The following is an 18,153-nucleotide window of genomic DNA, read 5'->3' as shown; positions in this document are numbered from 1 at the left end:
ATTCGTGTAAAGAAACGCAAAAGGCCGCGAGGATCGCTCCCCGCGGCGTTGTTTTACGCAATTAACAGTTGATGATTGGCCAACAGCGTCGCCAGATCCGTCTGCACGCCGTTCAGCGTTACCAGCGTGGTGGGCGTGAACTGACCGCCCGTCCCGTCCAGGTCAACCTGGATCTCGGTGTTGCTGCCGTTTTGCACAACGCGGATGTAGTCGGCGATGTTGCCCGCGCTGCTGTCCAGCGTCGCCACGCCGTTCACGTAGCTCGCCGAGCCGGTGCCGGTATAGCCGCTGTCGGAAAGCAGGTCGCGCAGATCGATACGGTCCGTATCCGCCGTCCCTTCCCAAGTGCCGACGGTAAAGCCGTTCACCACATCGCTACCGTTGCCGCCCGTCGCGTCAGACGCGTTGATCAGCTTATAGAGCAACGTATCGTGACCGCCGCTGCCGATGTTGAAGGTGTCGTTCCCGCCCCGGCCTTCGAACTGGTTATCACCGCTGTTGCCGGTGATCACGTCGTCATAGTCGGAGCCGTTAATCCCTTCAATATTCAACAACCGCGTGGTACCGAATCCGGTGTCCTGCGCCGTTGAGAGGCGCAAATCAACGGTTATCCCAGAGGTGGCATTACGATAATCCACCACGTCCATGCCGCCGGTATTGCTCCAGGTGTCGTAGTCGGAATGGGTATTCCAGCCGCCGGAGCCGTTATAGGTATAGGTCCCATCCTCTGCGATAAAGGTGTCGTTATACCCGGTACCGGTAATGGTTCCGCTGTGGCCGCCGGTGGCCGCTTCGGCGGTGAGAACATAACCCTCTTTGCCGTTGCCCGCGTCCAGGCCGGTCCAGGTGACGTTATCCGAGACGCCGTTGGTGATCTTCACGATCTCCGCCGAGTAGGTTTCGTTCGGATCCAGCCCGTAGAAACTCACCAGCGCAGAGGTATCGTTCGAGCCAATGCCGGACTGAGCGTTGATGATCTGCGAGGCCACCAGCACGCCCGCAGCGTTATACAGATTGACCGTATTGCCGTAGTACGCGTTGATGCCTTCGCTATCGACAATGTGCAGATGCATCGCGGTACCGTCAGCGATCTCCGCATTGTTCTGCACCAGCACCACCTTACCGTTCTGCTGAGACACCAGCAGATCCTGCGCACCGTCCCAGTTGTAGTCCACCGCGGCGACGCCGGTGACGTTGGCCAGCCCAGAAGCCAGCTGGCTTGAAGTCCAGGTTGAGCCGTAGCCGTTGTTGGTGAACAGGGTCGCCGTCTGTGAGCTGCCGTAGGTGCTGAGCTTGATGATGTCCATCTGCCCGTCACCGTTCCAGTCTACCGCCACCGACAGATAGCCCGCCGTGGCGTTAGAGGCTTCCACCGCGCTTTTGGTCGTGGAAAGCTGCCCGGTACCGTCGTTGTAGTAAATCACCCCGCCGTTGTTGTTGTAGCTGCTGCCGAGGTACAGATCCATGTAGCCATCGCCGTTAAAGTCCGCCCACGTCATGGAGGCCGCCGTGGTGGTATTCGAGGCGTTGGCCACAAACACGTTGGTCAGGTTCTGGCCAATGGAAAGCGTACCGTTCCCGTTGTTGTTAATCACGGTGAGCGAATACGCCCCGCTGCGGTTGGTGTGCTGCACGATGTCCACGGTACCGTCGTTGTTCAGGTCGACGCCGGAGATTTCACGCCCGGAATCGAACTGGCCGTAGAATCCACCTTCCCCGCCGGTGCCGTCCGGCGACAGAACGCCGTTGGTATTCACCAGGTAGGTCAGGGAGTCCATACCGGCATCGCCGTACGCCAGATCAAGATAGCCATCGCCGGTTTTATCGTAGGCAATTACGCCGCCGTACCAGATGGTGGTTCCCATCGCCAGCTGGCTGGCGGTGTAGCTGCTGCCATCGTAGGTCCACATCACCTGCGTAGAGCCCGCGTAGGTGTTCTCCGTCGCAAAGATATCCTGCGTGCCGTTACGGTCAAAGTCAGCTGCCGTCTGGCTCACCACATAGTAGCTACGGGTGTTAGTTAACGTATTCCCGGCATAGGTTGAATCATCGCTGCTGGAATAAGACTGTCCATTAGCAATGATATTCCACAGCCCGCTGCTGTTCATGCCGAGAGTCATGGTTGAGTTGTTGCTGTTCCCCGCAGTGGTCGCCCAGTCGGTATTCACCGAGGTGGTATCGATCACCAGGCTACCGGTTGCCGTACCGGTGGTGTTACCGTTGCCCGCGCTACTCTTCACCTGCGCGGTTACGTCGTAACTCGCCACACTCAGGGCATCGCTGTCCGGGATCTGTAGATACCAGGTATTGTGATCCGGGTCGACGACCACCGCACCGCCGGTCTGGGAGGTGTAGGTTTTCCCGTTCACCGTCACCACCAGATATTCACCGTTCACCAGGTCTGCGGAGACCGTACCGCTGACAATCGGCGTGGTATCCGAGGTGGTCTGGGCAGTAATCGCCGCGGTGGTGGTCGGGATGCTGGTATCGACGTTCAGCACAAAGCCATCCGATTCCGTGTAGTTACCGGCTTTGTCGGTGACGCGCAGAATATAGGTGTGATTCCCGTCGAGCAGGCCGTTGTCCTGATAGGACCAGCTTGCGCTGCCGTTCATCGTGACCTGACCCAGCAAGATCCCGTCCCGGTAAAGCTGCACGATTTCGCCATCTTCCGGAGCGCGGTTAAGCGTACCGTTGATCAGCGGCGAGGTATCGTCCGTCGCGACTGATGCGCCGTACGTGCCTGTACGTTCACCTTCCCCGTCGGTATAGCTGACCACCGTTCCCACCGTGTCAGGCGGCGTGGTATCAACCGTTACCACCTGCGAAGAGGTTGAGCCGACGTTGCCCGCCTGGTCGATGATCCGCACCTGGTAGGTGTAATCCCCATCTGCCAGATCGCGGGTATCCGTATAGCTCCAGCGCTGGTTAGTGACGGTAGTGTCAATCCAGGTATTACCGCCGTCGAGGCTGATCTGTACGCGCTCGTCGCTGGCCAGCGCGCTGCCCAACGAGCCGTTGATCGTCAGCGAGGTGTCCATGGTGATGAAATCACTCCCGGACTGCCCGGTATCTTCGCTGATGCTGTCAATGGTGATGCCGTACTGCGGCGCCTGGGTATCCACCGTCACGTCCTGCGTGGTGGTGGCCCCAACGTTGCCCGCCTGATCGACAACCCGCACCTGATAGCGGTAGTCGCCGTCGGCCAGGGTGCGGGTGTCGTTATAACTCCACCGGGTGCCGCTTACCGTGGCGTAAACCCAGGTGGTGCCGCCATCCATGCTCACCTGCACATACTCACCCGCCCCGAGTTCGGCCCCAAGCGTCCCGTTGAGCGTGTACGAGGTCGAACTGGTCAGGAAGTCGTTATTGTCGAAGCCGGTATCGACGGTGATGTTATCCACGGTCACCGTAATCGCCGCATCCGGCGCGACCGTATCGACCGTCACCTGCTGATGAGCGCTGGCACCTACGTTGCCTGCCGCATCCACTACGCGAACGTAGTAGTCATAGGTCTGGTTACCCAGCGTGCGGCCGTCCACGTAGTACCAGCTGTTGCCAGTGACGATCACGTTCTGCCAGGTGACCCCGCCGTCGATGCTGATCTGGGCATATTCGCCGTCGGCCAGCGTTGCGCCGAGCGAGCCGTGCAGCGTCAGGGAGGTATCATTGGTGATAAAGTCGCTGCTGCTCAGGCCGGTATCGTCGCTGATGCTGTCGATAGCGATCGTTTTGCTGGCGTCCGGCGCGACGGTATCAATGGTCACCACCTGGCTGGTAGTGGCGCTGATATTCCCCGCGTCGTCAATCACCCGCAGCTGATAGTTGTAGTCTCCGTCGGCCAGCGTGCGGCCGTCAACGTAGGTCCAGCTCAGGCCGCTGACGCTCACGTCAGTCCAGGTTGCGCCACCGTCGAGGCTGATCTGAGCGTGGTCGCCGCTGCCCAGGGCCGCGCCGAGCGTCCCTTTCAGGCTGATCTGGTTGTCGCTGGTAATAAAGTCGCTGTCGGACAGGCCGGTATCCTGCGAGACGGAATCCACGGTAATAGTCGCCGCCGCAGGCTTCGTCAGATCGATTACCACGTCCTGGCTGTCCGTTGCCCCAACGTTGCCCCCATTGTCGATCACGCGCACCTGGTACTGGTACGTACCGTCGGTCAGGGTACGGCCATCGGTGTAGCGCCAGGTGGTGCCGGTGACGGTCAGGTCAATCCAGGTGGTACCGCCGTCAAGGCTGATCTGCGCCTTCTCGTTATTGCCGAGCTGCGCGGTCAGGGAACCATTCACCACCACCTGGCTGTCGTTGGTGATGAAGTCATTCGCGCTGAGGCCGGTATCGTTTTGCAGGGAATCAATGCTGATCCCCATCGACGGTGCGGTGAGATCCACGGTAACGGTATGGTTATCGCTGGCGCTGTTGCCGATGGCGTTGCTCACCTGCGCGTTAATCACGTACGAACCGCCGTCCGCCAGCGCGGTCACGTCTGCGCTGCCGACCGTATAGCTCCAGGTGCCGTCATTTTGAACGGTAGCCGTGTAGGTTTTACCGTTAAGCGTAATGGTCACCGTCTGGCCCGTTGGCGCATCGGTGGTGCCGCTGATAACCAGCGGCGTGCCGTGCTCGGCGGCGTTGACGATATCATCCTGCGCAAAGGTGTTAATGGCGATGGTCGGCACGTCGCCGTTCAGCGTCACGTCGTGCGTTGCGCTGCCCGGGTTACCTGCCTTATCGCTCACCGTAGCCGTAATGGTGTAATCCCCGTCGCTCAGTCCGAGGAAGTCGCGTCCCGGCACGAAGACGGACCAGGAGCCATTCGCCGCCACGGTCGCCTGATAGCTGTGGCCGTTGAAGGAGACGGTCACCGTCTGGCCCTGCTCCGCGGTGGTGGTCCCGCTGATGGTCTGTCCCGCCAGCTGCTCGGCGTTGTTGACGATATCGTCATCGGCCACGGTGCTGATGGTCACGGCTGGCGCGACGGTATCGACCGTTAAGGTATGCGTCGTCTGGCCGTTATTACCCGCCTTGTCGTTCACCGACGCGGTGACCGTCAGCGCGCCTTCGCTCAGGTTGGCAAGATCGGCGGCCGGGACGTCGAGCGTCCAGGTGCCGTCGTTTGCCACAAGCGCAGTGTAGGTTTTCCCGCCCAGCGTGACGGTCACCGTCTGGCCTGCTTCCGCGCTGGAAGAGCCGTGTACGGTGAGCGGCTGTTGGGCTTCCGCCGCATTCAGCACATCGTCGCCCGACAACGTGTTCACGCTAATCACCGGCGCGGTGGTGTCCACGCTGATGGTGTGCGTCGCCGAGGCGCTGTTCCCGGCGCTGTCCTGCGCCGAAACAGAAACCTGGTAGCTCGCGCCGTCGGCCAGGGTGCCCACGTCGGCGGCCGGTACGGTGGTTGTCCAGGAGCCATCGCTCTGGATAGTGGCCGTATAGCTCTTACCATTCAGGGTGATAGTGACCTGCGTGCCGTTAGCAAACTGCGCGCTGGAGCCGTTGATGACCAGCGACGCCCCCGCTTCTGCCGCATTGATCACGTCATCACCGCTGAGGGTGTTGACGGTCAGCGCGACCGATGCGGTATTTACCACCACGTCATGGGTCTGGGTGCTGCTGTTGCCCGCGCTGTCGGTGATTGTCGCGCTGAGGGTCACGGTGCCGTCGGTCAGGGCAGAAATGTCGCTGGCAGGAACGCCCACGCTCCATTTGCCACTGGCGTCAACGGTGGTGGTGTACTGGTTCGAACCTATCGTGATGACCAGCTTATCGCCGACGCTGGCGCCGGTTGCGGTGCCGCTGATGACCTGCGCCTGCCCGTGCTCAACGCTGTTGATGACGTCATCGCCCGCCACGACGTTAAAGCTGACGGTCGGCGGCGTGGTATCGAGCGTAATCGCTTTGCCCGCGCTGCCCGGGTTACCCGCGGCGTCACTCACGCTCACCTGCACGGTGTAGCCGTTATCCGCCAGAGTGGACAGATCGGCGGCCGGCACGTTAATGCTCCAGACGCCGCCCTGCTGAACCTGTGCGGTATAGCTGTTTCCACCGAGGTTAACGGTTACCGTCTGACCGACTTCAGCCGTGGTGGTGCCGGAAATGGCCACGCCCGCAGCCGCTTCGCTGCCGTTGATCACGTTGTCGCCGGCTACCGTGTCGATGGTCACGGTTGGCGCCGTGGCATCGACGCTGTACTCCCGGCCCGCAGACGCGCTGTTGCCGTTCACATTGGTCACGCTCACCTGCACGCTGGCGTCGCCGTCTTTCAGACCCGCAAGATCCGAGGAAGGCACGGTGGCCGTCCAGTTGCCGTCGGCATCGACTTTGGCGGTGTACGTCTTGCCGCCGAAGGTGACGGTAACGGTCTGGTTTTCCTCTACGTTCGAGGTGCTGCCGGACAGCACCAGATCCGCGCCTTTTTCTGCCGCGTTAATCACGTCGTCGGTAGCAATCGCATCAATACTGATAGCGACTGCCGCCAGATCCACCGTCACGTCATGACTGATGGTCACCGGATTGCCCGCCGCGCTCTGGCCTGCAACGGTCACGGTAACCGTGCCCGCAGCCAGGGCCCCGACATCTGCTGCCGGGATCGCCGCGCTCCAGGTACCGTCTGCCAGCACGGAGGCCGCATAGGTTTTGCCATTGACGGTCACGGTGAGCGTAGTGCCTGCCGCCAGTCCGTCGCTGGAGCCGGTGACAATCAGGTTCTGTCCATGCTCGATGCTGTTAATCACATCGTCGCCCGCGACGGTATCCACGCGCAGGCCCGGCAGGCTGGCGTCGATAGTGATATCGCGCTCGCCCGTTCCCGTATTGCCATGGTCATTAGTGACGGTTGCTGACACCGTTAAATCGCCATTGCCCAGCGCGGTCAGGACGGATTCCGGCACGTTAACGGACCAGGTCAGATCGCTCTGCACCGTCGCGGTATAGGTGTTGCCGCCGATGTTCACCGTCACGGTGTTACCGATGTCCGCGTTCGCCACCTTACCGGTAATGGTCTGGCCTGCGGCCACTTCCGCCGCGTTGATGACGTTGTCCCCCGCCACGGTGTTGATGGTGACGGTTGGCAGCGCGGTATCGACAAGCAGGTTCGCCGTAGTGCTGATGCTGTTGCCCACGCCGTTGGTGGCCGTCGCGCTCAGGGTGTAGCTGGCTTCACCGAGGCCTGACAGATCCGCAGCCGGAACGGTCAGGCTCCAGGTGCCGTCTGCCGCAGTCGTCGCCGAGTAGTTTTTACCGTTCAGGGTCACGGTGACCACGGTGCCTTCCGCCAGGTTGGCGCTGGTGCCGTTGACGCTCAGATCCTGCCCTTTTTCTACCGCGTTCAGGACGTTGTCATCGCTGATGGCGTTGAAGCTGACCGACGGCAGACCGGTATCGACGGTCACATTATGCGTGCCGCTGCCGGTATTGCCCGCCGCGTCGGTGACTGACGCAGTGACGGTCACGCTGCCGTCGCTGAGGCCTGAAATCACATTCGCCGGAACGCCCACGCTCCAGTTACCCGCCGCATCCAGCACGGTGGTGTACGACTGGCCGCCGATGGTGACGGTGACGGTGTCGCCCGCCGCCGCGCCGGTGGCGGAGCCGCTGATAATTTGCGCCTGATTGTGTTCAGCCACGTTAATCACATCGTCGCCTGCAACGGTGTGGATGGTCACCGCAGGTACGGTGACGTCCACCGTCAGGGTGTGGTCAACCGACGCCGGGTTACCCGCCTTGTCGCTGACTGAGGCGGTGACCGTCACGCTGCCGTCGGTTAATCCTGCCAGATCCGCCGCCGGAACGTTCAGCGTCCAGCTGCCGTTCGCGCTGACGGTTGTGGTGTAATCTTTGCCGTTCAGCGATACGGTCAGCGTCTGGCCTGCTTCGGCGGTACTGGTGCCGGAGATTGCCAGGTCTGACTGAGCTTCCGTGGCGTTCAGGATATCGTCGGTGGCAATCGTGTTGATGGTCACGGACGGCGCGGTAGCATCCACGCTGTACTCACGGCCCGCCGAGGCGCTGTTGCCGTTCACGTTGGTGACGCTCACCTGCACGCTGGCGTCGCCATCCTTCAGGCCAGCCAGATCCGCTGACGGCACGGTGTAAGTCCAGTTGCCGCTGTCGTCCACGGTGGTGGTGTAGATCCTGCCGTTCAGACTGATGGTCACGGTCTGCCCGGCTTCCACGTTGGTGGTCACACCGGACAGTACCAGATCCGCGCCCTTCTCCGCCGCGTTAATCACGTCGTCGGTGGCAAGCGCATTGATGCTGATGGCAACGGTAGCCAGATCCACGGTCACGTCGTGGCTGATGATGATCGGATTACCCGCCACGCTGTCACCGGTAACGCTGATTTTCACGGTGCCTTCCGGCCACGCGCTCACGTCGGTGGACGGGATCGCCGCGCTCCAGGTGCCGTCTGCCAGTACCGTTGCCGCGTAATCTTTACCGTTGACGGTAACCGTCAGCGCCGTGCCCGGCGCCAGCCCGTCGCTGGAGCCTGAAACAATCAGGTTCTGCGCGTGCTCGATGGTGTTGACCACGTCGTCACCCGCCACGGTATTCACGCGCAGGCCCGGCAGGTTAGCGTCGATAGCGATCTCGCGTTCGCCGGTGCCGGTGTTGCCGTGGCCGTTGGTGACGGTCGCCGTCACGCTCAGGCTGCCGTTGCCGAGTGCGGTCAGAACGTCAGACGGCACGTTGACGGACCAGGACAGATTATTCTGCACCGTTGCGGTGTAGCTGTGGCCACCGATAGTCACGGTCACGGTGTTGCCCGCTTCGGCATTCGCCACGGTGCCGCTCAGTGTCTGGCCTGCCGCCACTTCCGCCGCGTTGATGACGTTGTCGCCCGCCACGGTGTTGATGGTGACGGTTGGCAGCGCGGTGTCGACAAGCAGGTTCGCAGAACTGCTCACGCTGTTGCCAACGCCGTTGGTGGCCGTCGCGTTCAGGGTGTAACTGGCCTGACCGAGACCGGCCAGATCCGCAGCCGGAACCGTCAGGCTCCAGGTGCCGTCTGCCGCAGTTGTCGCCGTGTAGTTTTTACCGTTCAGGGTCACGGTGACCACGGTGCCTTCCGCCAGGTTGGCGCTGGTGCCGCTGACGCTCAGATCCTGGCCTTTTTCAACGGCGTTCAGGACGTTGTCATCGCTGATGGCGTTGAAGCTGACCGACGGCAGACCGGTATCGACGGTCACATTATGCGTGCCGCTGCCGGTATTGCCCGCCGCGTCGGTGACTGACGCAGTGACGGTCACGCTGCCGTCGCTGAGGCCGGAAATGACGCTGGCCGGGACGCCCACGCTCCAGTTACCCGCCGCATCCAGCACGGTGGTATAAGTCTGGCCGCCGATCGTGACGGTGACCTTATCGCCCGCCGCCGCGCCGGTGGCGGAGCCGCTGATAATCTGCGCCTGATTGTGTTCAGCCACGTTAATCACGTCGTCGCCTGCCACGGTGTGGATGGTCACTGCCGGAACGGTGACGTCCACCGTCAGGGTGTGGTCCACCGACGCCGGGTTACCCGCCTTGTCGCTGACGGCCGCGGTCACGGTGACGCTGCCGTCGGTTAATCCTGCAAGGTCAGCTGCTGGCACGTTCAGCGTCCAGCTGCCGTTCGCGCTGACGGTTGTGGTGTAATCTTTGCCGTTCAGCGATACGGTCACCGTCTGGCCTGCTTCGGCGGTACTGGTGCCGGAGATTGCCAGGTCGGACTGCGCTTCTGAGGCGTTCAGGATATCGTCGGTGGCAATCGTGTTGATGGTCACGGACGGCGCGGTAGCATCCACGCTGTACTCACGGCCCGCCGAGGCGCTGTTGCCGTTCACGTTGGTGACGCTCACCTGCACGCTGGCGTCGCCGTCTTTCAGACCGGTCAGATCCGCAGACGGCACCGTGGCGGTCCATTTACCCTCAGCGTCCACCGTGGCGGTGTAGTTCTTGCCGCCGAAGGTGATGGTGACGATCTGGTTTTCTTCGACGTTCGAGGTGGTGCCGGAGAGCACCAGATCCGCACCCCTCTCGGCGGCGTTGATCACGTCATCGGAAGCGATGGCGTCAATGCTGATGGCGACGTTTGCCAGATCCACCGTCACATCATGGTTGATAGTCACCGGATTGCCCGCGCTGCTCTGGCCTTCAACGTTCACGGTGACCGTGCCTGCGGCAAGGGCACTCACGTCCGCAGAAGGGATCGCCGCGCTCCAGGTGCCGTCTGCCAGCACGGTAGCCGGATAGGTTTTACCGTTTACGGTGACGGTCAGCGCTGTGCCCGCCGTCAGGCCGTCGCTTGAACCCGTGATAATCAGATTCTGCCCGTGTTCGATGCTGTTAATCACGTCATCGCCCGCTACGGTGTCCACGCGCAGGCCCGGCAGATTCGCGTCGATAGTGATATCGCGCTCGCCGCTGCCGCTGTTGCCCACGCCGTTCGTGACGCTGGCGGTCACAGTCAGATCGCCATTGCCCAGCGCGGTGAGCACAGACTCCGGTACGCTGACGGACCAGGTGAGATTGTCCTGTACCGTTGCGGTGTAGCTGTGGCCGCCAACAGACACAGTCACGGTGTTGCCCGCTTCGGCATTCACCACTGTGCCGCTAATGGTCTGGCCGGTTGCCAGCTCCGCTGCGTTGATCACGTCGTCGCCCGCCACGGTGTTGATGATGACGCCAGGCAGCACGGATTCCACGTTCACGGTGTGCGAGGTGCTGGAACTGTTGCCGACGCTGTCCGTCGCGGAGGCCGACACGGTGTAAAGCGCTTCACCCAGTTGCCCCACCTCGCTCGCCGGAACGGTTGTGGTCCACTGGCCATTGGTGTCCACCGTGGCGCTGTACGCTTTGCCGTTGAGCATCACGGTGACCACCGCGCCCGCTGCCAGCCCGGAAGCCGTACCTGTGATGGTCAGATCCTGCGTTTTCTCGCTGCTGTTGATCACATCGTCACCGGACACGGTGTCAATGGTCAGCACCGGCGCGGTGAGGTTGACTTCAACCTCGTGCGTTGTGCTGTTGCTGTTTCCGGCTTTATCGGTCAGCGCCGCGGTGATGGTGTAATCCCCGGCGGCCAGGGCACTCACGTCCGCCGCAGGCACGCCCACGCTCCACCTGCCGGAAGTGTCCAGGGTCGCGGTGTAATCTTTGTTATTGATGGTGACGGTCACCACGTCGCCCGCCGCCGCACCGGTCACGGAACCGGTGACAATCAGCGCCTGCGCATGCTCGGCGCTGTTAATCACGTCGTCGTCGGAAACGGTGTTAATGGTCAGCTGTGGCACCGTGGTATCCACCAGCACATCGCGGTCCGCCGAGGCCGGGTTACCCGCCTTATCCGCGACGGCTGCCGTGATGGTGTAATCGCCGTCGGTAATCGCGCCGATATCCGCAGACGGTACGGTGACGCTCCAGCTGCCGTTCGCCTGTACGGTGGTGGTGTAGTCCACGCCGTTCAGCGTCACGGTCACGGTCTGGCCCGCTTCGGCGTTGGAGACACCGTTAATGACCAGATCCTGCTGCGCTTCGGCCGCGTTGATGATGTTGTTGTCGCTGACGATCTCGATGGACACCGTCGGCGCGGTGGCGTCCACGCTGTACTCGCGGCCCGCCGAGGCGCTGTTGCCGTTCACGTTGGTGACGCTGACCTGCACGCTGGCGTCGCCGTCTTTCAGTCCGCCCAAATCGGCAGACGGTACGGTCGCCGTCCAGTTGCCGCTGGCATCCACCGTCGCGGTGTACAACTTGCCGCCGAAGGTGATGGTAACGGTCTGGTTTTCTTCCACGTTGGTGGTCGAGCCAGACAGCACCAGATCCGCGCCTTTCTCAGCCGCGTTGATTACGTCGTCCGAGGCAATCGGATTAATGCTGATGGCGACTGCCGCCAGATCCACTTTCACGTCGTGGCTGATGGAAACCGGGTTACCCGCCGCGCTCTGGCCGTCAACGGTCATGGTGATCGTGCCTGCGCTCAGCGCGCCGACGTCCGCCGCCGGAATAGCCGCCGTCCAGGTGCCGTCCGCCAGCACGGTTGCCGCGTAGGTTTTGCCGTTGACGGTGACCGTCAGCGCCGATCCGCTCGCCAGCCCGTCGCTGGAGCCGGTGATAATCAGGTTTTGACCATGTTCGATGCTGTTGATCACATCGTCGCCTGCTACGGTATCCACGCGCAGGCCCGGCAGGCTGGCATCAATCGTGATGTCGCGTTCGCCGGTGCCGGTGTTGCCGTGGCCATTGGTCACGCTCGCAGTTACCGATAGCTGTTAAGACGTCAGACGCCACGTTAACCGACCAGCTCAGGTCGTCCTGAACCGTCGCGGTATAGGTGTTGCCCCCGATACCGATCGTGACAGTGTCACCGCTCGCCGCGCCGCTCACTTTCCCGCTCAGGGTTTGTCCGGAAGCCACTTCCGCCGCGTTAATCACGTCGTCGGTGGCAACCGCATTAATGGTGACCTGCGGCAGCGCGCTGTCGACCAGCACGCTATGGCTGGTATTCGCGCTATTACCCGCGGTATCGGTCACGCTGGCCGTCACGCTGTAGCTCGCTTCGCCCAGTACCGAGACGTTTGCCGCCGGAACGGTGACGCTCCAGTTACCGCTGGCATCGGTGGTGGCGGCGTAACTGATACCGTTCAGGGTTACGGTGATGCGGGTCCCGTCCGGCTGGTTGCTGGTGCCGGAGATCAACAGGTCCTGGCCTTTTTCGGTCGCGTTGATCACGTCGTCAACCGCCAGGGTATTGATGGCAATCACCGGCGCGGTCAGGGAGACGTCAAACGCGTGCGTCGCGCTGGTGCTGTTGCCCGCTTTATCGGTGAGTGTCGCGGAGATCGTCTGATCGCCGTTAGCCAGCGCGCCCACGTCCGTCGCCGGAACGCCCACGCTCCAGTTGCCGGACGCATCCAGCATCGCGGTGTAGTCTTTGCCGTTCAGGGTCAGGGTAATCACATCGCCCGCCTGCGCGCCCGTCACCTTGCCGGTGACAATCAGCGCCTGGCCGTGCTCGGCAATATTAACAATGTCGTCGCCCGCCACAATGTTGAAGGTAATCTGCGGCACGGTAGTGTCGACCAGCACGGACGCCCCCGCGCTGGCCGGGTTGCCCGCTTTATCGGACACGGTCACCGTGACCGCCGCGCTGCCGTCGGCGATCCCCGCCAGATCCGCCGCCGGAACGTCCAGCGTCCAGCTGCCGTTCGCCTGCACCTGGGCGGTGTACTGATTGCCGTTGAAGGTCACGGTGACCGTCTGGCCTGCTTCGGCAGTAGACGTCCCGCTCAGGGTCAGATCCTGCGCCGCCTCTGCCGCATTCAGCATGTTGTCGCCGCTGATGGTGTTGATGGTGACCGCTGGCGCGGCGGTATCGACGCTGAATGCCTGCGAGGAAGAGGCCGCGTTGCCGTTCACGTTGGTGACGCTGACCTGTACGCTGGCGTCGCCGTCCTTCAGGCCGCTCAGATCGGCAGCCGGTACGGTGCAGGTCCAGTCGCCGTTGGCATCGACCGTCGTGGTCCAGGTTTTACCCGCAAAGATAATGGTAACGGTCTGGCCCGCTTCAACGTTCGAGGAGGAGCCGGACAGCACCAGATCCTGGCCTTTTTCTGCCGCGTTAAGCACGTTGTCGTCCGTCACGCTGTTGATGCTTATCGCCACCGGGGCGAGATCGACATCCACAACGGTACCGATATTCACCGGGTTGCCGGAGGTATCCTGCGCGCTGGCGCTGATGATGAGCGACCCGTCCGCCCACCGGGAGACGTCGGCAGCCGGAACCGCAGCCTGCCAGGTGCCATCCGCCAGTACCGAGGCGGAATAACTCTTGCCGTTGATGGTCACGGTGACGGTGCTACCCGCCGCCAGGTCGGTGCTGGTGCCGGAGATAACCAGGTTCTGCGCGTGTTCAATAACGTTAATGACGTCGTCACCGGCGACGGTATCAATGCGCAGGCCGGGCAGCTGGGCGTCAATGGTGACATCCAGGGAAGACGATCCGGTATTGCCGTGCGCGTTCGTCACGCTGGCCGATACGGTCAGGTCGCCGTTGCCGAGCGCGGTTAACTGACTCTGGGTTAACGGCAGGCTCCAGGTGAGATCGTCCTGTACGGTGGCCGTGTATGTCTGCCCGCCGAGGATAATCGTGACGGTATCGCCCGATGCCGCGTTAGAAACCTTTCCGGTCAGGGTTTGCCCTGCGGCCACTTCCGCCGCGTTGACGATATTGTCGCCCGCGAGGGTGTTGATGGTGACCACCGGCAGCGAGCTGTCCACCAGCACATCGTGCGTGGCAGCGGCGCTGTTGCCCACATTATCGGTGACGCTCGCCGTCACGGTGTAATTGGCTTCACCCAGCGCGCTCACCGCAGAGGCGGGGACGGTAACGCTCCAGTTGCCGCTGGCGTCGGTGGTGGCGGTGTAGTTGATACCGTTCAGATTAACGGTGATGGTGGTTCCTTCCGGCTGGTTGCTGGTACCGGAAAGCAGCAGATCTGCGCCCTTCTCTGCCGCATTGATCACGTCATCCGCGGCCAGCGTGTTAATACCGATAACGGGCGTCACAGTATTGACCACCACATCCACTGAACTGCTGCCGGTGTTGCCGGATTGGTCGGTCACGGAGACGTTAATGGTCCAGGTGCCGTCCGTCAGCCCCTGAACGACGGACGCAGGCAGGCCGAGGCTCCAGTTGCCTGCCGCATCCACCACGGTGGTGTAGTCCACGTTATTGATGGTGATGGTGACCAAATCGCCCGCCGCCGCGCCGGTGACGGAGCCGCTCAGGATCTGCGCCTGAGCATGGGCCAGCTGGTTAACGGTGTTGGTGTCGGTGACGAAATCGTTGATGGTCACCTGCGGCACGGTGGCATCCACCAGCCCAACGCGGTCCGCGCTGCTGCTGTTGCCCGCCACGTCACTGACGGTGGCCGTCACGGTGACATTGCCATCGGTCAGCGCGCCTACGTCGGCGGCAGGCACGTTCAGCTGCCAGCGACCGTCCGCCTGTACCGTGGTCTGGTAAGATTTACCGTTCAGCGTCACGGTGACCGTCTGGCCCGCTTCAGCGGTTGTGCTGCCGCTGAGCACCAGATCCTGCTGCGCTTCTGCCGCATTAATGATGTTGTCATCGGTCAGGTTATCAAGCGTAATGGCTGGCGGCTGCGTATCGACGATCACCACGCGTGAGGCGTCCGCGCTGTTGCCGTTGACGTTAGTCACGCTGACGCTCACCTGCGCACGCCCGTCGATCAGCGTTTCCATCGCGCTCGCCGGAACGGTCAGGTGCCAGGAGCCGTCCTGCTGCACCTGTGCAGTAAAGGTTTGATCCGCGAATTTCACCACCACGGTCTGCCCGGCCTCCACGCCCTGCGTCTGACCAGAAAGCGTGACATCCGCGCCTTTTTCCGCCGCGTTGAGCATATCGTCAGTGGTTACGGTATCGATGGTGACGGCCACCGCATTCAGGTCAAGCTCGATCGGGTGTTCAGCCGCCACAGTGTTGCCCCAGGCATCTTCCGCGCTGACGCTGACGGTCATGCCTCCCGCCGTCCATGCCTGAAGGTCCGCCGCCGGCACGCCAATCTGCCAGTTGCCGCTGGCGTTAACCGTGGTGACGTATTCGACATTATTGATGGTAACGGTGATCTGTGTGCCTTCGGCCAGATGAGTGCTGGAGCCGGTTACGGCCAGATCCTGCTGCTGCTCGATGGCGTTAATCACGTCATCGCCAGAGATCGTGTTCACGCGCAGGCCCGGCAGTTCGGCGTTGATGTTGATATCACGTTCGCCGGTGCCGGTATTGCCGTGCGCATTGGTGACAGAGGCGCTGAAGGTTAAATCGCCGTCGCCAAACGCCTGGAGGTCGGCCGATGGGATTGTCACGCTCCATTTCAGGTCGCTGCCAACCGTCGCGGTATAGCTCTTGCCGCCCACGGTGACAGAGACGGTATCGCCCGCCGCCGCGCCGGTGACGCGTCCACTGAGGGTTTGGTCAACCGCCGCTTCGGCGTTATTGACCAGGTTATCCCCGGCAAAGGTGTTGACGATCACCTGCGGCAGCACGGTGTCTACCAGCAGATTCGCCTCGGCGGAGCCGCTGTTACCCACGCTGTCGGTGCCGCTGACGCTGACGGTGTAAAGGGTATTCGCCAGATCCAGCACGTCGGAAACCGGCACCTGAACGGACCAGCGACCGTTCTCAACGGTGGCCTGATAGTTAACGTTGTTCAGCGTCACGGTGACAGCGCTGCCGTTCGGCAGATTACTGGTCCCGCTCAGGCTCAGGGGCTGCATGGCCTCCTGCGCATTCAGGACGTTATCCTGGCTGATGGGGTCAAGGGTAAATTCCGGCGGGTTGCCGCTCAGCGTAATGCCGTGCGTCGCGCTGCCGGTGTTGCCCGCCGCATCGGTCACGGAGACCGAAATGCTGTGGCTACCTTCCCCCAGCGCGCCAATGACGGAGGCAGGCACACCGACGCTCCAGCTGCCGTCCGCCTGGACGGCACCGGTAAAGGTCTTGCCGCCAACGGTCACGGTGACAATGTCGCCCTCCGCCGCGCCGTTCGCCTGGCCGGAAATAATCTGCGCCTGCCCCTGCTCGCTGGTGTTCAGAATGTCGTCGCCCGCGACGGTGTTGATAGTGACCACTGGCGCTGCGGTATCGACCGTGAAATCGGCGGTGGTGGATGACCCGTTACCCGCTTTGTCGCTGACGTTTACCGTCAGGGTGTGCTCGCCGTTAGCCAGCGCCTGTACTTCACTGGCCGGAAGCGTAACGGACCAGCTGCCGTCGCTGCCCACGGTCGCCGTGTGATTTTTGCCGTTCAGCGTGACCGTCACAATCTGGCCCGCTTCCGCATCGGTTTTCCCGGTCAGCGTCAGCGGCTGATTATGTTCAGCCGCGTTGATGATGTTGTCCTGGGCGATCGTGTCGACAGAGATCACTGGCGAGGCGGTATCCACGCCAATCGTCTGGCTGCCGGACACGGTGTTGCCCGCCGCGTCTTTTCCGCTGACGTTGACCGTCCAGGTACCATCGCCCAGCGCCTGTGCGTCGACCGCAGGGACCTTCACGCTCCATGCGCCGTTTGCCCCCACTTCTGCGGTATAGGTTTTACCGTTGAGCGTGACGGTAAGCGCCGTTCCCTGGGCCAGGTTTTTGCTGGTGCCGGACAGTGTAAAGCCAGCGGCCTGCTCGCTGGCGTTGATCACGTTATCGCCCGCCGTGGTGGCGAGCGTCACGCTGGTATCCGCTGTAGAAACGGTTACGGTAATACTGCCCGCAGAGGTCGTTTTACTGCCGTCGATCTGTACGACGGACCAGGTATGTTCCCCGTCGGCCTGGGTCGGGAGTGTTACCGTCCAGGTGCCGTCCTTCGCGACCATGGTGCTGGCGATAGTGCTGCCGCTGCCGTCTTTAACCTGAATGGTCGCGCCCGGCTGCCCGGTACCGCTGAAGGTGGGGGTGTTGTCATCCGTGACCGCTTTTGCACTCAGCACGCCCTGCTTGTCACCCGCGTTGTCCGTCAGCAAAAATGTCGGCGTGGCGCTTTCGACTTCTTTTGTATTATCAATAACTTTGGTTTTGGTTTCACCATCGCCGCCGTGAGCCAGCAGTGCGCCGATCGCACCGCCCCCTAACGCCGCACCGGCAATCCAGCCCCACGGCGCATCGCTTAAGACGCTTCCCTGCTCCAGGAAAGGTTCAATGCTGCTAATGGGTGCAGCCTGGGCGGTTAATTCGGTGGCGGCAACGCCTGATGCTTCCCCGGCATCGGCAAATGAAATATGCGTCAACGCCTGGTTATCGTTAAATACCAGCTCGGAATGATTATGGGTTTCCGTGTCTTCGACAAAATAATTATTGCAGCGGATCACGCTGCCATCTTTCATATAAATGAGGAGGTCATTCCCCTGGCGGACATAACGCACCACGTCCTGAGCAGAACCCTGAATTTCAATCACGCTCGGCGATGAAATAGAGACCGAGAGATTCCCTTCACCGGTTAATTTCGTCTTCTCTGCCGTTTTGCGAATGATGACATCAACAACTTTTGCGGTACTCATATTCTTCTCCTTGCAGGTGCGCGTATTCCTGTGGATATGTCCACCAGAGGGATGTAGCTATCCTTGGGAAAAATCACCCATTATTGTCTGACTTATTTCGCGCAGAAAGGC

Annotated in this window: 1 pseudogene; it reads right to left on the bottom strand. The window is 61.9% G+C overall.

The features are described from left to right. Positions 1 to 53: 53 nt before the first annotated feature. A pseudogene (locus ACOTX5_RS10265) lies at positions 54 to 18,042 on the bottom strand (Ig-like domain-containing protein). Positions 18,043 to 18,153 lie beyond the last annotated feature (111 nt).

Source organism: Enterobacter cloacae complex sp. IR5441, from assembly GCF_049238215.1.
Lineage (GTDB): Bacteria > Pseudomonadota > Gammaproteobacteria > Enterobacterales > Enterobacteriaceae > Enterobacter > Enterobacter hormaechei_C.
The sequence above is the reverse complement of the archived record's forward strand: the minus strand, read 5'-3'. Positions and strand labels throughout refer to the sequence as shown.